17 protein-coding genes and 1 pseudogene are annotated in these 20459 nt (G+C 70.3%); 14 read left to right on the plus strand and 4 right to left on the minus strand.

Annotated features, from left to right (window positions below):
• Nucleotides 1-86 precede the first annotated feature (86 nt).
• Complete coding sequence (locus tag ABEA30_RS04540; protein ID WP_345579638.1) at nt 87-5606, minus strand: ATP-binding protein; 5520 nt, start codon at nt 5604-5606, stop codon at nt 87-89.
• 453 nt (nt 5607-6059) lie between these two features.
• Here ABEA30_RS04540 and ABEA30_RS04545 point away from each other — a divergent pair.
• The 9 genes and pseudogenes from ABEA30_RS04545 to ABEA30_RS04585 form a co-directional block, all read left to right on the plus strand.
• Nucleotides 6060-8354 (plus strand): annotated as a pseudogene (locus ABEA30_RS04545) (nitric-oxide reductase large subunit); the annotation flags it as partial.
• A 137-nt stretch (nt 8355-8491) separates the two neighbouring features.
• Nucleotides 8492-9127, plus strand: a complete 636-nt coding sequence (locus ABEA30_RS04550; RefSeq protein WP_345579641.1) for a hypothetical protein — start codon at nt 8492-8494, stop codon at nt 9125-9127.
• A complete protein-coding gene (locus ABEA30_RS04555) occupies nt 9117-9950 on the plus strand; it encodes an SPFH domain-containing protein (RefSeq protein ID WP_345579644.1) in 834 nt (277 codons plus the stop codon). Before ABEA30_RS04550 ends, ABEA30_RS04555 begins: the two co-directional genes overlap by 11 nt.
• Nucleotides 9951-9956: 6 nt before the next feature.
• Nucleotides 9957-10277: a hypothetical protein gene (locus tag ABEA30_RS04560; RefSeq protein ID WP_345579647.1), complete on the plus strand. Its 321-nt coding sequence runs from the start codon at nt 9957-9959 to the stop codon at nt 10275-10277.
• Nucleotides 10274-10429: a hypothetical protein gene (locus ABEA30_RS04565; RefSeq protein WP_345579650.1), complete on the plus strand. Its 156-nt coding sequence runs from the start codon at nt 10274-10276 to the stop codon at nt 10427-10429. The genes ABEA30_RS04560 and ABEA30_RS04565 overlap by 4 nt, the downstream gene beginning before the upstream one ends.
• A 40-nt stretch (nt 10430-10469) precedes the next feature.
• Complete coding sequence (locus ABEA30_RS04570; protein ID WP_345579653.1) at nt 10470-10886, plus strand: hypothetical protein; 417 nt, start codon at nt 10470-10472, stop codon at nt 10884-10886.
• On the plus strand, nt 10886-11041 hold the full coding sequence (locus tag ABEA30_RS04575) for a hypothetical protein (protein ID WP_345579656.1): 156 nt from the start codon (nt 10886-10888) through the stop codon (nt 11039-11041). Before ABEA30_RS04570 ends, ABEA30_RS04575 begins: the two co-directional genes overlap by 1 nt.
• A 122-nt stretch (nt 11042-11163) precedes the next feature.
• Nucleotides 11164-11997, plus strand: a complete 834-nt coding sequence (locus tag ABEA30_RS04580; protein WP_345579659.1) for a DUF72 domain-containing protein — start codon at nt 11164-11166, stop codon at nt 11995-11997.
• A gap of 249 nt (nt 11998-12246) precedes the next feature.
• Nucleotides 12247-13098 (plus strand): DUF559 domain-containing protein, encoded by an 852-nt coding sequence (locus ABEA30_RS04585; RefSeq protein ID WP_345579662.1) that lies wholly within the window; start codon nt 12247-12249, stop codon nt 13096-13098.
• A 200-nt stretch (nt 13099-13298) separates the two neighbouring features.
• Here ABEA30_RS04585 and ABEA30_RS04590 read toward each other — a convergent pair whose 3' ends face one another.
• Nucleotides 13299-14033 carry a hypothetical protein gene (locus ABEA30_RS04590; RefSeq protein WP_345579665.1) on the minus strand — a complete coding sequence of 245 codons (735 nt, stop codon included), beginning with the start codon at nt 14031-14033 and terminating at the stop codon, nt 13299-13301.
• Between the two features lie 40 nt (nt 14034-14073).
• Nucleotides 14074-14601 (minus strand): hypothetical protein, encoded by a 528-nt coding sequence (locus ABEA30_RS04595; RefSeq protein WP_345579668.1) that lies wholly within the window; start codon nt 14599-14601, stop codon nt 14074-14076.
• 162 nt (nt 14602-14763) lie between these two features.
• Here ABEA30_RS04595 and ABEA30_RS04600 point away from each other — a divergent pair, with 162 nt between their 5' ends.
• The 5 genes from ABEA30_RS04600 to ABEA30_RS04620 are packed head-to-tail and all read left to right on the plus strand — an operon-like array spanning nt 14764 to nt 19915.
• Nucleotides 14764-15669 (plus strand): PIG-L deacetylase family protein, encoded by a 906-nt coding sequence (locus ABEA30_RS04600; protein WP_345579671.1) that lies wholly within the window; start codon nt 14764-14766, stop codon nt 15667-15669.
• A complete protein-coding gene (locus ABEA30_RS04605) occupies nt 15669-16517 on the plus strand; it encodes an ATP-grasp domain-containing protein (protein ID WP_345579674.1) in 849 nt (282 codons plus the stop codon). Before ABEA30_RS04600 ends, ABEA30_RS04605 begins: the two co-directional genes overlap by 1 nt.
• Nucleotides 16514-17758, plus strand: coding sequence for a glycosyltransferase family 2 protein (locus tag ABEA30_RS04610; RefSeq protein ID WP_345579677.1), 1245 nt, complete (start codon nt 16514-16516; stop codon nt 17756-17758). The genes ABEA30_RS04605 and ABEA30_RS04610 overlap by 4 nt, the downstream gene beginning before the upstream one ends.
• 25 nt (nt 17759-17783) lie before the next feature.
• Nucleotides 17784-19250, plus strand: a complete 1467-nt coding sequence (locus ABEA30_RS04615; protein WP_345579680.1) for a sensor histidine kinase — start codon at nt 17784-17786, stop codon at nt 19248-19250.
• Entirely contained in the window at nt 19247-19915 is a 669-nt protein-coding gene (locus tag ABEA30_RS04620) for a response regulator transcription factor (RefSeq protein ID WP_345579683.1), read from the plus strand. Before ABEA30_RS04615 ends, ABEA30_RS04620 begins: the two co-directional genes overlap by 4 nt.
• Before the next feature lie 3 nt (nt 19916-19918).
• Here ABEA30_RS04620 and ABEA30_RS04625 read toward each other — a convergent pair whose 3' ends face one another.
• Entirely contained in the window at nt 19919-20314 is a 396-nt protein-coding gene (locus tag ABEA30_RS04625) for a hypothetical protein (RefSeq protein ID WP_345579686.1), read from the minus strand.
• Nucleotides 20315-20459 lie beyond the last annotated feature (145 nt).

Genomic DNA, 20459 nt, shown 5'->3' on the forward strand with positions numbered 1-20459 from the left:
CAGAAGGCATTTCGCCTGTAACGCCGCACACAAACACCCCACCACCACCGGTGGATCAAGGCTCAGGGACCGCGCACGCGTCACGGTCAGCGCTTCTCGATCACCTCGATGATCGCCGGGCGCAGCTGCGCGGGGGAGATCACGCGGTCCACCGAGCCCACCTCGACGGCGCGGTGGATGGAGTGCACGCCGTCGAACTCGCCGGCGACCTCGGAGATCTTCTCCGCCCGCACCGCTGCCCGCGCGTCGGCCAGTTCCAGCTGCAGCGCGGCCCGGTCCTGCGGCGCGGCGCCCTGCAAGCGACCCTCGAGCTCCCGGACCCGGGCGTCGGCGGCGGTGCGCTTGGCCACGTCACCGGCGAACACGACGGCGGCTGCGGGCGCGCCGCCCAGCACCGAGGCGAAGGACCCCTCGATGGCCAGCACCGTCATGTTCTCGTTGAGCTGCTTGGAGAACACCACGAACGCGCCGCCGTGGTACCGCGAGATCACCACGAAGACGATGGGGCCCTCGAAGTTGACGATGGCCCGGCCGATCTCCGCGCCGTACTCGAGCTGCAGGTTGCGCATCGACTCAGGCGAGCCGTCGAAGCCCGACAGGTTCGCCAACACCACCATCGGGCGGTTGCCCGACGCCGCGTTGATGGCGCGCGCCGCCTTCTTCGACGAGCGCGGGAACAGCGTGCCCGCGGTGAACGTGTCGGGGCCGTCGGTGGGCGGGAAGCCCGCACGGGCCACCGGCTTCGACTCGATGCCCAGCACGCTGACGGAGTGGCCGCCGATGCGCGCGTCCATCACGACGGCGGTCTCGGCCTCCGCCATGCCGGCCCAGCGCTCCACGCGCGGGTGGTCCTGGTCGCACACCGACGCGATCACCGCGCGGATGTCGAACGGCTTCTTGCGGTCCGGGTTGTGCTCGGCGGAGAAGATCTGCCCCACCGTCGCGAAGTCCGAACCGTCGGCCTGGTGCGGGAAGTCCGAGATGTCGCGATCCGACGGGTCGGTCGTCTCGGCGCGTCGAGGGCCGGTCTCGCCCGGCGCCACGTAGGTGTGGTCGTAGTGCGACAGCAGGATGCCCATCGCCGCGCCCAGGTTCGGTGCCCAGTACTGCGCCTGGCCGTTGGGGCCCATGACGCGGTCGTAGCCGCCGATGCCGAAGTTGTCCTCCGCCGACACACCGCCGGAGAAGTCCAGCGACTGCTTGCCGGTGAGCACCATCGCCGAATCCGGCGTCATCACGAGGATGCCCTTGGTGTGCATCAGCATGGTGGCCTCGGCGTTCCAGTAGGGCTGCGCGCCCACGTTGATGCCGGCCACGACGATGTTGATCTCGCCGCCCGCCTGCGTGAACTCCACGATGCGGCGCAGCGCCGCGGCCACCCAGTCCATGTTCTCGGTGCCCGACTCCATCGAGATGCGGGCGCCGGACGAGAGCGTGAACCACTCGACGGGCACGCCCATCTCCTCGGCGAGGTCGATGGCGGCGATGATCCGGGCGCACTCGGGCTCGGCGACTGCGCCCAAGCCCTTCGTCGGGTCGCCCGACAGCACGATGCGCGTGATGCCCTCGGGGTGCAGTTCGGTCGGCGTGGTGACGCGGGCGCAGATGATGCCGGCCTTGTTGCGGCCGGGTTCGCGGTCGACGTCCACCAGGCGGGCGTTGGCGTCGAGGTCCATCTCGACGAGCGAGCCGCCCTCTCCTGCCAGGCTGCCGGTGAGCTCGTAGGGGTACACCAGGCCACGACGGCGGGCGCGCAGCACCTTGCCCGCGTAGTCGTCGAGGGGCTTGAGCGGCTCCGACGGCGGCGGGGTCACCGTCGTCGTGACGCCCGCGCCCGGCTTGGCATGGAACCGCACCGCCAGGGGTTGGAGCTCGTGGGGCGCGCCGTCGCCGTCGCGGACGACGAAGCGGCCGTGGCACAGCACCTCCTCGATCCCGGCGCCGTCGGACAACGGCGTGATGCGGTCCTGCAGCGGCTTGATGTCGTCGGCGGTGAGGTCCACCGGCGGCCAGACGTAGACCCACACGTGGTTCATGTCGAGCTTCGACCCGGCCGAGCCGCGCGCCGAACGGGTGCGGCGGATGGCCTCCAGGCAGTTCGACACCGCGCGCTCGGCGTGCGGCAGGCCGATGAGGTGGCCCTCCGCGTCGCGCACCACGCCCAGCTGGCGAACCTGGGCGATGGCGATGAGCCGGCGGTCGTCCGGGTTGGACTTGGCCACGGCCTCGTACAGCAGCACGTCGTCGGGCGCGGGGAGGCGCGTGGTGTCGAACTCGCGGAGTCGCCACAGGTCCAGGCGGCGCCCGGTCATCGGGTGGAGTGCGCGGACATGCGTGTTCTCCCGCAGGGTGCGCACGCCGTCGACGTCCCCGAAGGTGAACGCCCGGTACTCGACGGTGCCGTCCGCCAGGCAGACGCCCACGGCGACGCGCTGGGTGGCGGGGTCCCACGTCCAGGCGTTGAGGAGGTCTGCGAGCTCGACGCCGATGCCCTCCTCGTCGGGGGTCTCCGGCCAGGCCACGTACAGCTCCGCCACGGCGTCGTACCCCTCGGGGCGGATGGCGAACTGCTCGCCGACGACGCGCTCCAGCGAACCGTCGACCAGCTCGTCGCGCGTGCCGACCGTGGTGACGAAGCGCCGCGGCCGGCCCTCGAGGAAGTAGTCGGCGATGACCACGGCGCGGCCGTCGATGGCGAAGCGGTGGATGTTGCCCAGGTCGTAGTCGGCGTAGTACTTGTGCAGCAGCACCTCGAGCATGGGCTCGTGGGCCGGCACGCCCTGCGCCAGGCGGGTGGCGAGGTAGTTGGCCGTCCACTCGTGCACGCCGGCCAGCTTGGCCACGCGCTCCTCGTAGTCGGCGGCCTGCGGGTTGGCGATCAGCGCCTCCAGCTCGGCGCCGAAGCCGGCCAGGATGGAGGCCCGCTCGGCGTCGACCTGCGGCTGGTCGAACCACCGGAAGCGCACCGAGCGCGCCATGTCGCCGACGGCGGGGAAGCGCAGCTGGGTGGCGCGCAGCAGCCGTTCGAGGTCTGCGCGCGCGGAGGCGGCGCGGTCGGCGTCGGGAGCCGGTTCGGCGATCCAGCGGTCGAGGATGCCCATGACGATCGAGATGTCGGCGGCCTGGCGCTTCTGCGCCAGGAAGATGCGGAACACGGCCTGCTCCAGGGCCGGCAGCCGGTCCAGGGAGTCGACGCCGTAGTGGCCCAGTACGCGGCCGAGGCGCTCCACGAACTGGCCGGGGAGGCCGGCGCGCTCGGCGTCGAGCGTGGTGAGGTAGCGGTGGAAGTGTTCCCTGTCGGAGTGGACGCGCAGCTCGGTGTTGTCCTGCTCGCCGACGGGACGGTTGCGGGAGAGTTCGGCCAGGTCGGCGAACAGCGCGATGAGCTCGATCTCGCCGGGGAGGGTGTCGATGCCCTGCCCGCGGGCCTCGTCGCGGGCGGCCAGGTAGGCCTTGAGCGTCGTGGCGGCCGGGTCGACGTCGTAGCCCATCAGCACGGCCGAGAGCTCGTTGCGGAGCTTCTCGAGGCGCTCGGCGACGTCGACGTCCTTGGGCGCGTCGGGGAGCTCGACGGAGGTGGTCTCGTCGACGGCGACCTCGCCGTTGCCGTTGCCGAGGGGCTCCAACCGCACGAGCGGCGCCATGGATTCGACCTGCGAACCCGTCATGACGTGGAGTTCCTTGACGCGCGCCGCGAACGGGGCCGGGATGACCGTCTCCATCTTCATCGACTCGAGCACGACGACCGGTGCCCCGGCCTCGACCTCGCTGCCCACCGTCACCGGCGTGGCGACCACCAGCGCGGGCGCGGGGGAGCGCAGGACGCCGCCCTCGTCGCGGGAGACGCGGTGGGTGACGCCGTCGACCTCGATGAGGTGGACCGGCCCGTGGGTGGCGCTGACGATGCGGAACCGCTCGCCGTTGACCGTGATCCGGCCGTGCACCTCGTCGAGCTTCTCGACGGTGGCGTCGGCCGTGCTGCCGTCGACCGTGACCCGGTAGCGGTTGGGCCCCGTCGCGTAGGCGGTGACGGAGTGGACGACGCCGCGCAGCTTCAGGTCGACGGTGAGGCCGGACTTGTGCTGGGTCTGCGGGCGGCCGCCGTGCGCCGTGCTCAGCAGGCGCTCGGTCTCGACGTGGGTGTTGTCGTCGTAGGCCTCGATGGCGGCGGCGACCAGGGCGATGCCGGCGTGTTCGTCGGCGACGAGGCCGCCGTCGGCGCGGACGCGGTCGATCCAGCCCGTGTCGGCCCACTCGACGGCGGCGGCGCGCCGGCCGCCCACCTCGGCGCCGGTCACCTCGGGCTGCGCGAGGAGCTCGAGGATGAAGCTCTTGTTGGTGGCGCCGCCCTCGATGACGACGGTGGTCTCCGCCATGGCGCGGCGGAGTCGGCCCAGCGCCTCGGTGCGGTTGCGGCCGAACGCGATGATCTTGGCGATCATGGAGTCGAAGTCGGCCGGGATGGAGTCGCCCTCCGCCACGCCGGTGTCGACGCGGATGCCAGGCCCGGCGGGCAGGTCGAGGCGGGTGATGAGGCCCGGCGACGGCGCGAAGTCGCGGTCGGGGTCCTCCGCGTTGAGGCGGGCCTCGACGGCGTGGCCGAACTCGGTCGGCCTGTCCTCGAGCTTGTGCCCTGCGGCGACGCAGATCTGCGCCTTGACCAGGTCGAAGTCGTTGGTGGCCTCGGTGATGGGGTGCTCCACCTGGAGGCGGGTGTTGACCTCGAGGAACGCGAACAGCTTCTCGCCCGGGTGGTAGAGGAATTCGACGGTGCCGGCGCCCTTGTAGCCGACGGCCAACGCCAGCCGCTCTGCCGATGCCTTGAGCCCGTCGTTCTGCTCCGCGCCCAGCAGCGGGGAGGCCGACTCCTCGATGACCTTCTGGTTGCGGCGCTGCACGGTGCAGTCGCGCACGCCGACCGCCCAGGCGGTGTCGCCGTCGGAGATGAGCTGGACCTCGACGTGGCGGGCGCCGGTGACGAGCTTCTCGAGGAACACGACGCCGGAGCCGAACGCGCGCTCGGCCTCGTCGCGGGTGCGCTGGTAGGCGTCGGCCAGGTCGGCGCCGGAGTCGACGCGACGGATGCCGCGGCCGCCGCCGCCGGCGGTCGCCTTGAGCATGAGGGGGTAGCCGATGGAGTCGGCGGCGGCCAGGGCATCGTCGAGCGTGTCGACGCCGCCCCGCGACCACGGCGCCACGGGCACGCCCACCTCTTCGGCGATGAGCTTCGAGCCGATCTTGTCGCCGAGCTTGCGCATGGCGTCGCCGGAGGGGCCGATGAACGTGATGCCCATGGACTCGACGAGGTCTGCGAACGCCGGGTCCTCGGCGACGAAGCCCCAGCCGACCCACACCGCGTCGGCCCGCGCCTCGGTCAGGACGCGGGCGAGCAGCTGGTGGTTGAGGTAGGGGCGCTGCGACGCGGGGCCCAGCGGGTAGGCCTCGTCGGCCTCGCGAGCGAACATCGCGGAGCGCTCGGCGTCGGTGTAGAGCGCGATGGTGACGATGGGGTCCCGGTCCGGGTGTTCCGCATTCAGGTCGCGCACGGCGTGGATGAGCCGCATGGCGGCCTCGCCACGGTTGACGATGGCGATGCGTCGGAACATTCGGACCTCCTGGCACGACGGACGGCCCCCGGCTGGGGGTTGGCGTCAATCTGTCAGGTTTGCGGGCCGTTTGGGAAACGACACGACCACCTTTCCGTCGGTTTTTCCGCCACACCCGGGCGTTGACCAAACCTTGCCGTCGAACTTTGTGCGAACCCGACAGCGGCCGCCAAAAGCCGTGCGCTATGGAGGCCGCTGGGAGCGGGGCGATGTCCGACGGCGGATTTGACAATTCCGTACAATCGTGGACCGGATGCGGGTTAGGGTGAGACACCCTGTCGCACAGGCCCGCCGGGGCTGACCTGGCGACTTCGATGCCAGCCCCACGTCTGCATTTCGCGTTGTCGCGCAATTGGTCCAAGTAACTAGTGCAAACCGCGAAACACCGCTAGTGTCCCGTTCAACATCGCACGGCAGCCCTATGTGCAGCCCCATACCAGAGGGTGGATACAGATGAGTCTGATCAACAACAACCCCGACCTCCAGCCGAGCAAGGCGGAGCTGGTCATCTCCAAAGGCTGGGTCCAGGGCGTGGCCCTGGTGTTCGTCTTCGGCTTCTTCGTCATGGGCTTCCTGGCCTACCGCACCTACACCGACGGGATGCCCATCCCGCAGCAGGTGGTGAGCGAGTCCGGCGACGTGGTGTTCACCGAGGAGGAGATCACCTCCGGGCAGCAGATCTTCCTCCGACGGGGCCTGCAGCAGTACGGGTCGATCATGGGGCACGGCGCCTACCTCGGGCCCGACTACACGGCCGAGTACCTCCGCCTGGCGAGCGAGCACGTCAGTGAGCAACTGCGCGCCAGCGGTGAGCAGGACCCGACGGCGGCCACCGTCGAGCACATGCGCGAGAACAGGTACGACGAGGCCAGCGGAGTCCTCGTCTTCACGCCCGAGCAGGTCAGCGCATTCGAGATGCTCAAGGGCCACTACGCCGAGTTCTTCGGCGAGGAGACCACGAAGAACGGCCTGCTGCCCTCGGTGATCACCGATCCGCAGGAGATCCACGACCTCACGGCCTTCTTCGGTTGGACCGCGTGGGCCAGCGCCGCGGAGCGCCCCGGCCACGACTACTCGTACTCGAACAACTGGCCGGCCGAACCCCGCGTCGACAACAAGCCCACCGCCGACATCCTCGTGTGGTCCGCCATGTCGCTGATCGCCCTCCTCGCCGGGCTCGGCGCGCTGTTCGGCGTCTACGGCCGCTGGAGCAAGAAGATCGGCTGGCAGTCGGCGGAGACCCCGGCGCTCCGGTTCCTGCAGCCGGGCACGGTGGGCATCACCAAGGCCCAGAAGGCCACCGCCTGGTTCTTCCTCGTGGTCTCCGTGCTGTTCCTGGCGCAGTCCACGCTGGGCGCGGCCGTCGAACACTACCGCGCCGAGATCGACAGCTTCTTCGGCATCGACCTGGCCCAGGTCCTCCCCTACAACCTCGCCCGCACCTGGCACCTTCAACTGTCGCTGCTCTGGACCGCCGCCGCCTTCCTCGCCGCGGCCATCTTCCTGGCCCCGATCATCTCCGGCCGCGAACCGAAGCGTCAGCACTGGCTGGCCTACGGGCTGCTCGGCGCCCTGTTCGTCGTCGTCGCGGGCACGCTCGGCGGCACCGCCGTGTCCACCTTCGGCCCCGACTGGGCGAAGGGCTCGATCTTCTTCGACCAGCAATGGGAGTACCTCGACCTGCCCAGGTTCTGGCAGATCCTGCTCGTGGTGGGCCTGTTCATCTGGATCATCATCATCTACCGCGCGATCCGCTCGCGCCTGAGGTCCGAGTCGAAGTTCAACATGCCGTGGCTGTTCTTCTACTCCGGCCTGGCCATCCCCGCCTTCTACGCGGTGGGCCTGTTGGCCACCAACGGCACGCACCTCACCGTCGCCGAGTTCTGGCGCTTCTGGGTGGTCCACCTCTGGGTGGAGGACTTCCTCGAACTGTTCACCACCGTGATGGTGGCCTACATCTTCGTCATGCTCGGCGTGGTGCGGCGCAAGATCGCCATCCAGATCATCTTCATGGACGTCATCCTCTACTCGGTGGGCGGCGTCATCGGCACCATGCACCACCTGTACTTCTCCGGCACCCCCGTGGAGCACATGGCGCTGGGCGCGTTCTTCTCGGCGCTCGAGGTCATCCCGCTGACGTTCCTGACGGTGGAGGCCTGGGCCTTCCTGCAGTTGGGTTCCAAGCAGGAGTCGCGCAGCAGCGCACCCTTCCCGCACCGCTGGGCCGTCATGTTCCTGGTGGCGGTGGGCTTCTGGAACTTCGTGGGCGCCGGCGTCTTCGGCTTCCTGATCAACCTGCCCATCGTCTCGTACTACCAGATCGGCACGGCGCTGACCGCCAACCATGCGCACGGCTCGATGATGGGCGTCTACGGCATGCTCGCCGTCGGCATGGCACTGTTCGCGCTGCGCTACATCATCAAGCCGGAGAAGTGGTCCGACAAGATGGCCAAGATCTCCTTCTGGTGCCTCAACATCGGCTTGGCGTGGATGGTGTTCGCGACGCTGCTGCCGCTGGGCGTGCTGCAGCTGTGGCACTCGGTCAACGACGGCTACTACGAGGCCCGCACGCTGGGCTACATCGCCGAACCCGGCAACGTGATCCTCGAATGGCTCCGGATGCCCGGCGACGTGGTCTTCCTGATCGGCGGCATCCTGCCGTTCGTGTACCTCGCCTGGTTGGGCGTGCGGCACGCCATCCCTGCGACGGTGACCGTGATGGAGCCCGAGACGCTCTTCGTCCTCGAGCACGAGGAGGCGCGCGAGGACCGCACCGGCGTGCCCGCCTCGATGGGCACCGCGGTCGACGGCGACGACACGCTGCCGCCCAGCCGCAGCAGGTACGCCTCGGACCGACGGCCCCCGGTGGACCCGGAGGACCAGCCGTGATCGACATCGAGCTCAGCGCCTGGCTGGGCGCCGCCTACGGCGTGGTCCTGTTGCTGGTGTCCTACGGCATCGACCACATGGCCCGGCGGGCCCAGACCAAGGTGGAGACCCACCGCAACGGCGGCTTCACCTACCACAAGAGCCACGACGCGTGGCTCTGCCCGGAGGACCAGTGGCTCTTTCCCCGCTCGTTCGACCCGGACAACCGAGTCATGCGCTACCGGGGGGTCCCGCTGGTGTGCAACTCGTGCCCCGTCAAGGACAACTGCACCGAGTCCGACGACGGGCGGGAGATGAGCCGGGCGGTGGACCCGTGGCCGGCGTCGGAGTCGGCCCGGTTCCACCGGGGCATCGCGTGCTCGATCACGGTCCTGGCCTTCCTCTGGCCCGCGCTCACCACGTTGGTGGTGGAGCACTGGACCAGCCAGGTGCTGACCATGGTGACCGCGTCCCTGATCGCACTGGGGTCCATCCCGCTGTGGGCGTTCCTCAAGCGGACGCCCGCAGACCCCCTCGGCGCCGTCGTGCGCACGGCGGACCAGACCGCCGCAGACCGTGAGGCCGCAGCCGCGGCGCTCGCCCGCCTACGCAGCAGCTATGCGTCAGATAGGAGAACTGACAATGCCCACTGAAGCCGTACTGGGGCTCCTCGCCTTCCTCCTCGTGGTGGCGTTCCTCTTCGCCTCCCTGCGGATCGTGCGCGAGTACGAACGGGTGGTCGCGTTCCGCATCGGCCGCCTGCGTGGTGCGCTCGGCCCGGGCCTGGTCTTCCGCCTCCCGTTCCTCGACAAGCTGATCAAGGTCGACCTCCGGACCGTCACGTTGACCATTCCGCCGCAAGAGGTCATCACCCGCGACAACGTCACGGCCCGCGTCAACGCCGTCGTGATGTTCCGCGTGACGGACCCCGTCCTGTCCGTGATGTCGGTGGAGAACCATGCCATCGCCACGTCGCAGTTCGCCCAGACCACGTTGCGCTCGGTCGTGGGCCGCGCGGAGCTCGACACGCTGCTGGCGCACCGCGCGGACCTCAACGAGGACCTCGCCCGCTCGATCGCGACCCAGACCAAGGAATGGGGCGTGGAGGCCTCCGTCGTCGAGATCAAGGACGTCGAGATCCCCGAGATGATGCAGCGCGCCATGGCCCGCGAGGCTGAGGCGGAACGCGAGCGCCGGGCCAAGGTCATCAGCGCCCACGGCGAACTGCAGGCGTCCGTCGAACTGCGCGACGCGGCCCTCACCCTGAGCGAGGCGCCTGCCTCGCTGCAACTGCGCTACCTCCAGACCCTGCTGGAGCTGGGCGCCGACCAGAACTCCACCGTCGTGTTCCCGCTGCCGATGGACATCGTCGGGCCGCTGGTCCAGGCCGTGCAGAAGTTCACGGGGGAAGACGAGGCCCCCACCCAGCCCCGGAAGCCCGGGCTGGCCGTAGTCGACCGACCCCTGGAAGGGTGAGAACAGATGAGTGAATCACACGACGCCCGCGCCGGCCGGCCCATCCGGCTGGCACCTGTCGCGCCCGGCTTCTGGGCGACGACGCTGGGGGTGGCGTTGGCCGCCCTGGCGCCGCTGTTCGGCTTCCTCGTCGGCGTGATGAGCCAAAGCCCCACGGACGACGTGATCCTGAGCCCGCTCTACGTCGGGCTCTTCACAGGTGTCATCCTGGGCGGCATCGGGGTGGCCGTCGCAGTGGCCGGCGGCGTGCGCCTGTGGCGCCACCTGCACCGCGAGGACGTCGCCGGACCCGTCGTGACCGAGGCAACCGAGGGAGGTGCGGCATGAGCTCCGAAGCAGAGCAGCCGTTCGACGTCGAGAAGTATGAGGCGGAGCACAAGAAGCCCAGTGAGGTGGAGAGCGCAGTGCTGACCATCCTCCTCTTCGCGTCCATGGTGGTGTTCACCGTGGGCTGCGTGATGCTGGACTGGTTCAAGTGAGCCGCTTGGCACTCACTGCGTTGACGGGGAAGATGTGACCATGACAGAGACCACCACGGCCACGCCGGCCGTCGCGGCAGCTGGTTTCCGCTCCGACGGCGCCGCCGACCGCTTCATGCGCCGGCTGCTCGGCATCCGGGGGCCCGCGCGGACGTCGTCGTCGGAGGCGGCGCACCGCGCCTTCCGGGTCTCGGTGGTCATCTCCGGCGTGCGGTGCCTCATCACCTACCTCTTGGTGCCGGTGCTCGTGCCCATGCTCAGCCTCGCCGGCTGGGTGGCGGCGCCCATCGGCATCGTGCTGTGCGTCTACGCCGTGATCAACGGAGTCGTCAGCATGCGCCGCTTCTGGGGGTCGGACCACCGGCAGCGGTGGATGTACACGATCTTCATGGCCGTGGTGTTCGTGGTGCTGGGCATCGCCATGGTCTCGGACATCAGCCGCCTGGTGGCCGTGTGATGCCGACCGGAGCCGGCGAGCCCGTCGTCGACGACCACCGCGACGCTGACGAGGGGAACCCCAACGACCTGCGCAGCTCGATGGTGACCCTGCTGCTGTTCGTGGCGATGGTCGTGTTCCTGCTCGGCTGCACGGTGTGGGGCTGGTTCGGCTAGCCCGCTCGGCGGCTGACGGCCCGCACGCTGGGCCGTGACGTCGCAGACTGCGACGGTGCGGCCAGGCGCTCTGGGTACGCCTTTTCCCCAGCCGACGGGTGGGCGTGGCGTAGGCTCGCCGTGTGAGCAGGTGCTACGTCGGCGTCTCCGGCTGGCGCTACAAGGGCTGGCGCGGCGACTTCTACCCGGCCGGCCTCCGCCAGCGCGACGAGCTGCGCCACGTCGCCGGGAAGATGAACTCGGCGGAGATCAACGGCTCGTTCTACTCGCTCCAGCGCCCCACGTCCTACGCCAGGTGGGCCGAGGAGACGCCGCCCGAGTTCAGGTTCGCCGTGAAGGGCGGGCGCTACATCACCCACATGCTGCAACTGCGCGGCATCGACACCGCGCTGGCGAACTTCTTCGCCTCGGGCGTCCTCGCGCTGGGCCAGCGGCTCGGGCCCGTGTTGTGGCAGCTGCCGCCGAGGATGGCCTTCGACCCCACCAAGATGCGCGACTTCCTCGCCCTCCTGCCCCGCACCCACGCCGAGATCGCCGCCCTGGGCGCCCGCCACGGCGACAAGCTCGCGCCCGACCGGGTGCTGCTGGAGGTGGCGCCGGACGTGGACCCGTCGACGGTGGTGCGCCACGCCGTCGAGCCCCGTCACGACAGCTTCAACTCGCCAGAGGCACACGCGCTGTTCGCGGAACACGACGTGTGCATGGTGATCGCCGACAGCGCCGGCACCTGGCCCGTGATGCGCGACGCCACCAGCGACTTCCGCTACGTGCGCCTGCACGGCGAGCAGGAGCTGTACGCGAGCGCCTACACCGATGGGTCGCTGGACCGGTGGGCCGAGCAGTGCCGCGCATGGCTCGCGCTCGACCTCGACGTCCACGTGTACTTCGACAACGACATCCACGGCCACGCGCCGCACGACGCCGTGCGGCTGCTGGAGCGGCTCAGCGCAGGGTGAGCGACTGGGCGTGCTGCACCACCCTGCCGTCGCCGAGCTCGCCCTGTCGCGCCGGCCGGCCCTCGGCGATTGCGCCACAAGTTGCCGGGCTCGCGCTGGGCGTCGCCATCGTTGTCCACAAGATGGGCCCACCCTCCAGCCTTTGGGGAGGGGGTGGCCCATCGTGGGGACACATATTGCGCGGGGGACTTGTCCACAGATTTCGTTCTCCATGAAGGGCCAGCGGGTGCGCTGGCCATTGATGGAGGCATGCATCCTGACATCGAGGCCATCCTCAGCGAACAACTGATCATCTCCGTCCGCCAACACCCCAAGCTGACCACTTCGATCCGGTACCACGCGCGCAGGGGCCAACTGCGGCACGTGCTCGGCGGCTTCTACTCAACCCCTGAGGCTGCCGATTCCTTCGAGGTCAGGGTGGCGGCCGCCCGCGCAGTGGACCCCAACGGCGTCTTCGTTCGGGAAACTGCGGCCCGGCTGACCCACTGGCCCGAGCTCGATGTTGGCCAGATCCATGTGGCCGGCGCACGGCGACACCAGGTCAAGGGGTACCGCTTCGAACGGCGCACCATCGCCCCCGAGCTCGTGACGTGGAACGGGCACCACTACCTCTCCGCTCCGGCACTGACCGTGCTCGATCTCGCAGCTGCCTCGGGCGCTGCCATCATCAGCGATGCCCTGAGGCGTGGGGTGGTCACGATCGAGGATCTCGAGGAGGCGCTGCGGCTGAACAGCTGGCGGCCGGGAGTCCAGCAACTGGCGCAACTGGTGCGGGAATCGCGCGACCAGCCGTGGTCCGAGCTGGAACGGGAGGCCCATGTCCTCCTTCGTGCCGCCCACTTCCAGGATTGGGTCGCCAACCATCCCGTCCTCATCAAGGGCTGTCTCTACTTCATCGACCTTGCCGTGCCCGACCTCAAGCTGGCGGTGGAGGTGGATGGGTGGCAGGTGCACCGCACCTTCGACGCCTTCGTCAATGACCGCATCAAGTGGAACAACCTCACGTTGGAGGGCTGGACCGTGCTGCACTTCACCGCCGGCACCGTGGCGGACCTCGTCCCCCAGTTGCAGGAAGCGGTTGCGATGCTGAAGAACAGGTAGGGCACCTGCGGCGGGCTCATCACCGAGCACGCCACCGATGTCCTCAAGACGGGCTCACCCCCTGCTCCTTCTGGGGAGGTGGCTCCATCTCGCGGACATCCATGGCGTTGGCCCACCGGAGCCGTTCCTTGACGGTCAGAACTGATGGCGAGGGACGCGTGTGCACGCCGGGATCGGCCAGCACGGAGTGCGCAGTCGGCTCAGCGCAGGGTGAGCGACTGGGCGCGCTGCACCACCCTGCCGTCGCCGAGTTCGCCCTGTCGCGCCGGCCGGCCGCGGTAGGCCTCGATGAGCGCTACGACGGCCCGAGGGTCAGAGTCGATGCTGCTCACGCCCACCTGGAGCTGGTCCTTGTCGGCGGGGATCAGGAGCCGGGGGCCCTTGATCTCGGGGGCACCACTCAACTGTGACCACGGCACGCGCACCTCCTTTCCCATGCTGCCCACCGTCGTCACGTGGCTGGGCGACAACACCAGCCCGGGCGGGTTGCGGTACGCGAAGTAGCCCTCGGCGATGCCCCAGCCGACGACGAGGGCGAGCATGACGGAGAAGGTCATGCCGCCGTCGTCGTGGAGGTAGCCGGCCAAGCGCAGGACGATGTCGACCAGTACCACCACACCGGCCAGCGCAGTCAGCAGCAGGGGCACGAGCCGCGACGAGGGTGCGGGGCCCAGGCGGGTGCTTCCGCGGCTCAGGTCGAGGCGGAGCTTGCCGGAGCGGCCGCGCCGGTTGAGGTACTGCGCGACGAAGATGGCGGCCAGGGCCAGCGCGAGGGCCAGCGACGAGGTGACCAGCCACGGAAGCTCGTAGACGATGCCGAGCACCACCGCCACGACGGCGAAGACGGGGAAGAGGACGACGCCGATCAGCGCGGAACCGGGGAACACGGGTTCCTCCGGCGCGTTCACCTCGACGACGGTGCGGGTGTCTTCCATGGGTCCTCCGGTGGTGGGGCTCCCAGCATCCTACGGCCGCTCAGTCGTCGTCGCCGTCGTCGTCCCCGTGGTCGTCGTCATCCCAGTCGTCGTCGCGGTCGTCGCGGTCGTCGTCCCAGTCGTCGTCATCGTCGTCGTACACCGGCACGGAGGTGGTCTTCTTCACCGTGGCGGCGGCCTTCTTCGTCGGCTTGGCGGCGACGGCCGCAGAAGCCTGGGTGGCCGGCGCCGACGCGGCTGCCGGGGCCGGTGCGGGCGACTGCGTCTGCTCGTCGTCGCAGATGAGGTCGTCGTCGAGGTCGTCGCACAGGTCGGTGCCGGTGATCACCACGGTCTCGGTGACGGTGGGGGTGGCCGGCGGTGTGGCCGTGGGGCTCGCCTCGGGGGAGGGGCTCTGCGTCGGCGCCGTCACGATGATCGGCTCCATGTCCGGCGAGGGCGACTGCGCGGCCGTCGTGACGGCCGGCGTCGGCTTGGGCGCGGCGACGGAGGCCAGCAGCCCGCCGCCCACCGCTGCGACGCCGAACGCCGCCGCGACGAGCCAGGTGGTGGAGGTCTTGAGAGCCATGTGAGTTCTCCTTCGTGGCTTGTCCGATGCCGCCATCACACTGCCCGCAGATGAGGCCAACCCCGGTGGATTCGTGAGAGGTCTCTCATGCGTGGCACCCGGTGAGAAACCTCTCAGAAACCCCTCATGACGGCCTCAGCGGTGGGGCCTTGGATCGGTGCCATGAACATCTCGGCCCACCTGCTCGTCGCCGTCGCCCTCGTGGCCACGGCCTTCATCGTCGTCCTCGCCGAAGCCACGCTGCGCCGCCGGGTGCGCGGCTTCCGCACCCTGCAACTGTTCGTGATCGTCTCCGGGCTCATCCTCGTGCCCGCCAACGTCGTCTCCGCGCTCGACGCGGGCCGCACCGCCGCCCAGCTCGCGTGCCTGGTGGCGGGCGTCGCCGCGTTCGTGGCGCAGTTCGGCCTGGCGGCCCTGTCGTGGCTCCCCGTTGACAGGGTGCAGCGCCCGCGCCGCATCCTGGCCGTCGGCGCCCATCCGGACGACCTCGAGCTGGCCGCCGGCGGCACCCTCGCACGCCTCGCCGACGCCGGCCACGAGGTGCACGCGCTCATCATGAGCGACGGCGCGGTCGGCGGTGACCCCACGGCCCGGCCGGGGGAGGCCTACGCCGGCGCGGCGTTCCTGCGGCTCACCGACTGCGAGGTGCTCGGCCTGCCAGACACCGAACTCGCCTCCCACGACTGCACCATGGTCCAGGCCATCGAGGCCAAGATCGTCTCGCTCAACCCCGACCTGATCTTCACCCACTCCAGCAACGACCAGCACCAGGACCACGAGGCGGTGCACTGGGCCACCATGCGCGCCGGCCGCCGGCACCCGGCGATCCTCTGCTACGAGTCGCCGTCGGTGACCCGGGCGTTCTCGCCCCAGGTGTTCGTCGACATCGCCGACTACGTCGACGCCAAGGCCAGCGCGGTGGCGGCGCACCACGACCAGGCCGACAAGCCGTACATGAACGCCCAGTCGCTGGCCGGCACGGCCACCTTCCGCGGCGCGCAGGGCAAGCTGCCGATGGCCGAGGGCTTCGAGGCCGTGCGCATCAACGGCTTCGCGGGGGTGCTGTGATGCGCGTCCTCGTCACCGGCGCCAGCGGCCCCGCCGGCCGCACCCTGCTCGACCAGCTCCGCGCCCGTGGGATCTGGGCCATCGGCACCGACCTGCTCCCGCGACGCCGCCGTGGCGACGTCGAGATCCTCCGCTCGCTGCCGGCCCTGGACCCCGGCTATGTCGCGCAACTGCGCGCCATGGTCGAGGCGCTCGACGTCGACCTGGTGCTGCCGACGGTGCAGGAGGAGCTGCCGATCGTGGCCGCGGTGGGCCTGCCGCAGGCGGTGATCGGGCCCAGCGCCGCCGTCGACGTGGCACATGACAAGTGGCTGACCGCGCTGGTGCTCAGCCAGGGCGGGGTCGCCGTGCCCCGCACGGTGTGTGGCGGTGCGCTGTCCGCCGCGCTGATCGACTGGGTGGGCCGGCCGTTCGTCACCAAGCCGCGCGTCTCGCGCGGTGGGCGGGGCGTCGTCGTGCACCGCTCTTGGCCACCCACCGTTCTCCTCGACGACGACCAGCTGCTCGCCGAGTTCCTCCCCGGCGCGGAGTACGCACCCAACGTCTTCATCGCCGACGACCCGGCCGACGACGTCGTGGTGGTGCTGCGCAAGACCGGCCTGAAGGGCGGCGAGGTGGGCAACGCGACGGGCGTGGCCCGCGTGGAGTTCCCCCGCGTCGGCGTGCTCGCCGTCGACGCTGCGCGGGCGCTGGGGCTGCACGGCCCGGCCGACGTCGACATCCGGCTGCGCGCCGACGGCACCCCCTGCGTGATCGAGGTCAACGCCCGCTTCGGCGCCAACAGCGCCGCCGCCCCCGAGGTGCTCGACGCGGTGCTGGCGGCCGCCCGCAAGGCGGTGCCAGCGTGACCCCGCTGACCACGGTCCTGCTCATGGTGGCCATTCCCGGCCTCATCATGGGCGCTTTCAACTGGGCGCTCCATCCGCTCGCGGTGCTGTTCGAGTTCCGCCAGAAGACGCCGCCCGCGCTGCCGGTGCGGCCGCGGGTGAGCGTCGTGATCCCCGCGTACAACGAGTCGGTGGTGCTGGCCGGCTGCCTCGACTCCGTCCTGGCCTCCGGCTACCCCGACCTTGAGCTCCTGCTCGTCGACGACGGGTCCAGCGACGACACGCTCCAGATCATGCGCCGCTACGAGGCCGACGCGCGGGTCACGGTGATCAGCAAGGCCAACGGCGGCAAGGGCTCGGCGCTCAACGCCGGCATCGCGCGGGCCACCGGCGATGTGTTCGTGTTCGCCGACGCCGACGGCGTGTTCACCCCCCACACCATCCCCAGGCTGCTGGAGGGCTTCCGGCACGACAAGGTGGGCGCCGTGTGCGGCAACGACCTGCCGATCAACGTGGAGTCGCCGCTCACCGCGCTGCTCGCGCTGATGACGCACGTCGGCACCGGCATGACGCGCCGGGCGCTGGCCCTCGTCGGGATCCTGCCGATCGTGGCGGGCAACTCGGGCGCGTTCCGGGCCGACGTCGTGCGCGAGCTGGGCGGCTTCCGGGAGGACACCGTCGGCGAGGACCTGGAACTCACCTGGCGGGTGCAGTTCAGCGGCTACGACGTGGAGTTCGCGCCGCACGCGAAGGTGCTCGCGGAGGTTCCCTCGACGCTGAAGGGCCTGTGGAAGCAGCGGGTGCGCTGGCAACGCGGCCTGATCCAGACCGCGCGGATCCACAGGGCACGGTTCGAGCAGTGGCCGTCGCGCCCGGTGGATGCGTACCTGCCGCTGAACCTGCTCTCCATGCTGGCGTTGCCGGTGCTCCAACTGGCGGCGCTGGTGTTGTCGGTGGTGGCGATTGCGGTGGGCGACCTGCGGTTCGACGGGCTGCTGGGGATGCTGATGTGGGCCGGGCTGGGCCTCGCCCTGGGCGTGAGCGTGCTGGCCCTGATCCTGGACCGTGACTGGCGCGACTTCCGCCTCCTGGTGTTCCTCCCGCTGTGGGTCCCGTTCTCCGTGATGATGTCGTGCGTGACCGTGGCGGCGCTGTGGCACGAGGCGCGCGGCACGGAGGCGCGCTGGAACAAGCTGCAGCGCACCGGGGTGCGGACCATGGTGGGCCGGGCCGGGCTGGCCAGCGGTACCGGAACGCCGTGAGCACGGGCTCTGGAAGGATGGGCCCATGACCGCGCAGCCCGATCTCGTCGCCAGGGTGACGCTGCGGTCGCGGCTGATCATCACCATGGTGCTGCTGGCGGTGTTGGCGCTGCTGGCCTCGGGTGCCATCGTGGCGGTGCTGCAGCACCGCAGCATCCACGGCTCGGTCGACGACCAGCTGCTGCGAACCAGGGACGAGCTGCGGGTGCTCGCCGAGCAGGGCATCGACCCCGAGACCGGCCAGGCGTTCGCTGGCCCGTCCGAGCTGCTGCACACGTTCCTGGCGCGCACGGTGATCGGCGCTGCGGAGGGTGAGCTCGCCGTCGTGGACGGGCAGGTGCTGTGGGTGGCGTCGGAGGACGTGCCCCTGCGGCCCGAGGACGACCCGGACCTGGTGGACCACGTGATGCCCCTGGCGGCGGGCGACGAGATCGTCGTCGACACCGTCCGCACCGACACCTCGCACTACCGGGTGCTGGTGGCGCCGGTGCAGTACCCGCAGTCGACGGGGGCGCTGGTGCACGTGTTCGACCTCGACCTCACGGAGGCGGAGCTGCGCCGCACGATGACGCTGTACGCCGCGGTCGCCGTCGGCACGGTGGTGCTGTTGGTGCTGGTGGCGTGGATCGCGGTGGGCCGGCTGTTGCGCCCCATCGAGGAGCTGCGGAAGGCGGCCGACTCGATCGACGAACGTGACCTCACCACCCGCGTGCCGGTGCGCGGCAGGGACGACCTGGCGGCGTTGTCGGCGACGATCAACCGCATGCTGGACCGCGTGCAGCGCTCCGTGGAGGGGCAACGTCAGCTGCTCGACGACGTCGGCCACGAGCTGCGCACCCCCATCACGGTGGTGCGCGGGCACATGGAACTGGTGGACGCGGAGGACCCCGTCGACGTGCGGGACACGCGCGCCCTGGTGCTCGACGAACTCGACCGCATGGGCGTGCTCGTCGGCGACATGTTGATGCTGGCGAAGGCCACCGAATCCGACTTCGTGCAGCCGAGGTGGTTCGACATCGCCGCATTGACGGACCAGGTGCTGGAGAAGGCCCGCGCGTTGGGCAACCGGAGGTGGCGGCTGGAACGCATCGCGTCGACGGAGGCGTTCCTCGACCCCGGCCGCATGACACAGGCCTGGCTGCAGCTGGCGGCCAACGCGGTGAAGTACTCCGAGCCGGGCACCGCCGTGACGCTCGGGTCCGCGCTGGAGCGTGGCGAGGTGCTGATGTGGGTGCGCGACGAGGGCATCGGCATCGAGCCCGACCAACTCGCACTGGTGCGCGAACGCTTCGGCCGCACCAAGGCCGGCGCGGCGCACGCGCAGGGCGCGGGGCTGGGGCTGAGCATCGTCGAGTCGATCATGGCCGCGCACGGCGGCCGCCTGGACATCGAGTCGACGGTGGGTGAGGGCTCCACGTTCACCCTCGTGCTGCCGCTCGGGCCGGTGGACCCGGCAGACCTGGAACCCACCCTGAAGATGGAGGCCATATGAGCACGATCCTGATCATCGAGGACGAGGCGCGCATCGCCGGCTTCATCGCCAAGGGGTTGAAGGCCGCGGGCTTCACCTCGCACACCACCGCGTCGGGCTCCGAGGGTGCCACGCTGGCGGTGCACGGCAACTTCGACCTGGTGGTCCTCGACGTCGGGCTCTCCGACATCGACGGCTTCGAGGTGCTGGAGCGGATCCGCGGGCAGGGGGTCGCCGTGCCGGTGATCATGTTGACGGCCCGGTCCTCCGTCGCAGACCGCGTCGCGGGCCTCGAGGGCGGCGCGGACGACTACATGCCCAAGCCGTTCTCCTTCGAGGAGCTGCTGGCACGGATCCGGCTCCGGCTGCGGACGGAGTCGTCACAGCAGGCCGGGCAGGGCGTGACGCAGCTGGCGCACAACGGACTGGTGCTGGACTTCCGCACACGGAAGGCGCAGGTCGACGGCGAGTGGGTGGACCTGTCGGCACGCGAGTTCACGCTGGCGGAGACGTTCCTGCGCAACCCGGGACAGGTGCTGAGCCGCGAACAGTTGCTGAGCAACGTGTGGGGGTTCGACTTCGACCCGGGCAGCAACGTCGTCGACGTGTACGTGCGCTACCTGCGGGGCAAGTTGGGCAAGGAACGCTTCGAGACCGTGCGGGGGATGGGCTACCGGTTGGTGTGACGCTCAGTCGTCATCGTCGACCTCGCCGTCGTCGTCGTCATCGTCGTCGTCATCGGTGGTCTGGGTGGGCGCAGGGCGCACCGGTGGCGCGGGCTTGACGGGTTTCGGCGCCACCGTCGTCGGCGAGGCGGGCGGGGGCGTGACCGGCGTGGCCGTGGTCGGCGTGGGGCTGGCGCCGGCGGTGCCCGAGGGCGGCGCGCTGGGCGCCTCGACGGTGGGGCTGGGCGTGGGGCTGGGTTCCGCCGTCGTGGGCGACGGCACGGCGGTGACCACGATCGCCGGTTCGTTCAGGGGCCTGGCCGGCGGCGCGGCGAGCGCGACGACCAGCCAGCCCACGAGCAGGCCGGCTGCCACGGCCAGGGCCACCAGCCCCACCGTCGCCTTCCGTCTGCCGTCCATGCGCGCGCCTCCTCCCCCTAGTGAAGGGGGTCAACATGAGGCGGGGCAAATGCGAGGATGAGAGGTCTCTCATCTCCCGCTGGTTGAGCCGGTCGTACCCGAGGTACGAGGGTCGCGACCGTGTCGAAACCCGGTGAGCGTCACA

Source organism: Tessaracoccus lubricantis (genome assembly GCF_039544535.1).
GTDB lineage: Bacteria > Actinomycetota > Actinomycetes > Propionibacteriales > Propionibacteriaceae > Arachnia > Arachnia lubricantis.